Source organism: Parabacteroides sp. merdae-related_45_40 (genome assembly GCF_001915675.1).
The window spans coordinates 1-2066 of sequence record NZ_MNQY01000019.1; the positions used below are offsets into that span (position 1 = coordinate 1).

Below are 2066 nucleotides of genomic sequence, written 5' to 3' on the forward strand. Positions count from 1 at the left end.
AAATCTACAGGGTCGGCTGTCACGGTTGTCTTGAATGGACAGACAAATTCCCGTTCGCTGGTCGTTTCGAGGCTGTACATAGAAAAAGCGGTGGCCAATTGTTCTTCGGTAATCGCATTCCCTTTTTTGCATTCTTTTTTGACAAGCACCTGTTTAGCAGGGTTCGCCAGATTGCCGATCGTCAGTAATACCTCGTTTTTCCCGGCGGGATTCAACATTTCACCGATCTCTTCCGACGAAATATCTGTCGTTTGCACACCGTCGATAGCTATAATGATATCATTGGTTTTAACTCCTGCGAGTTCTGCCGGCGAATAAGGGATGACACTGGTTATGACCGGTTTGTTTTTCCCCCAGTGGTCGCTTTGACTGATATCGTATGTAATTCCTAATCGGCATATATTCCGGTTTTGGGCAAAACCGGTAAGAAATGCAAATAGCAGTAAAACTGACAAAATCGCTCTCTTCATAATTAATTTCTTAATTGTTTTATTAATCTTATTATTTGTACTATGATAATAAATCATCTTTTACTACACAAAGGTAAAGATATTTTCGTTCTATAAGAACAGTTGGCAGTATATTTGATGTTATATTAGTGATTGATATCGACAAGAATAATGCCGACAGGCAGATCGTATGACCGATATAGGTATGATATCTTACTGACAATTAGATAGTAATGAAAATATATAATTGATTATGAACAAGATGAATTTTAATAGCAAGAAGGAAACTGCTGACAAAAAAGAACGCCAGGGTGCTGATGACGCGACAAAATTGCAGGATGAACAGGTAAATGCGGCAGAAGAAAATGCCACATCTGACAATGTGACGGATGAAGGTCCGGAGCAGAAGGAGCTGGAAGAATTGAAGAAGAAATATGACGAACTGAATGATTCCCACCTGCGCTTGATGGCTGAGTTCGATAACTACCGTAAACGTACATTGCGCGAAAAGTCCGAGCTGATCAAGAACGGTGGCGAAAGTGCTTTGACTCACCTGCTCCCTGTTGTCGACGATTTCGAACGTGCTTTGCAGAATATCCGTTCGGCTGAAGATATAAAGGCTGTTACGGAAGGAGTGGAACTTATCTATTCGAAATTCATGTCTTACCTGTCTCATCAGAATGTAAAACCGATCGAAACTGTCGGTGAACCGTTCGATGCTGAAACGTCTGAAGCAGTCGCCATGATTCCTGCACCGGAACCCGATATGAAGGGCAAGGTTCTGGATTGTGTGCAGACCGGTTATACTTTGAACGATAAGGTGATTCGCCACGCTAAAGTTGTGGTAGGCGAATAATACGACAGGATAATGAGCAAATAACAACAGACAGATACGAAGATGGCTAAAAGAGATTATTATGAAGTGCTGGGCGTCGAGAAGACTGCCTCGGTAGAGGAAATAAAGAAAGCTTACCGTAAAAAGGCGATTCAGTACCACCCTGACAAGAATCCGGGTGACAAGCAGGCTGAAGAGAACTTCAAGGAAGCTGCTGAAGCGTATGATGTACTGAGCGATCCTCAGAAACGCCAGCGTTATGACCAGTTCGGTCATGCCGGAGTGGGAGGGGCTTCGCAGGGCGGTGGCTTTGGCGGAGGAATGTCTATGGACGATATTTTCTCACAGTTTGGAGACATCTTTGGCGGACATTTTGGCGGTTTTGGTGGTTTTGGTGGCGGTTCACGTGGCGGTCGTCGGGTAAATCGTGGTTCGGATTTGCGTGTGAAAGTAAAGTTGAACCTGAAAGAGATCGCTACCGGAGTCGAAAAGAAGATCAAGGTTAAGAAATATGTGACCTGTTCCAAATGTCATGGCAGCGGTGCGGAGGACGATCACAGTTCCAAGACTTGTGAAACCTGTCATGGCAGCGGTGTTGTCACCCGTGTGGCCAATACGATCTTAGGACAGATGCAGACACAGTTAGGACAGATGCAGACACAGGAGGCGAAGGGAAGATTATCACCAAGAAATGTAGCGAGTGCAATGGTGAAGGAATCGTGCGCGACGACGAGGTGATCACGATCAATATCCCGGCCGGTGTGGCGGAAGGCATGCAGCTC

At 45.0% G+C, this 2066-nt stretch carries 2 protein-coding genes and 1 pseudogene; 2 read left to right on the forward strand and 1 reads right to left on the reverse strand.

Annotated features, from left to right (window positions below):
• The coding region (locus tag BHV83_RS00340; RefSeq protein ID WP_286755256.1) for a PDZ domain-containing protein at positions 1-470 on the reverse strand (470 nt) is incomplete at its 3' end.
• A 232-nt stretch (positions 471-702) separates the two neighbouring features.
• Here BHV83_RS00340 and BHV83_RS00345 point away from each other — a divergent pair.
• Both BHV83_RS00345 and BHV83_RS00350 read left to right on the forward strand, forming a co-directional pair.
• Positions 703-1305 carry a nucleotide exchange factor GrpE gene (locus BHV83_RS00345; protein WP_122204198.1) on the forward strand — a complete coding sequence of 201 codons (603 nt, stop codon included), beginning with the start codon at positions 703-705 and terminating at the stop codon, positions 1303-1305.
• Between the two features lie 42 nt (positions 1306-1347).
• Positions 1348-2066 (forward strand): annotated as a pseudogene (locus BHV83_RS00350) (DnaJ domain-containing protein); the annotation flags it as partial.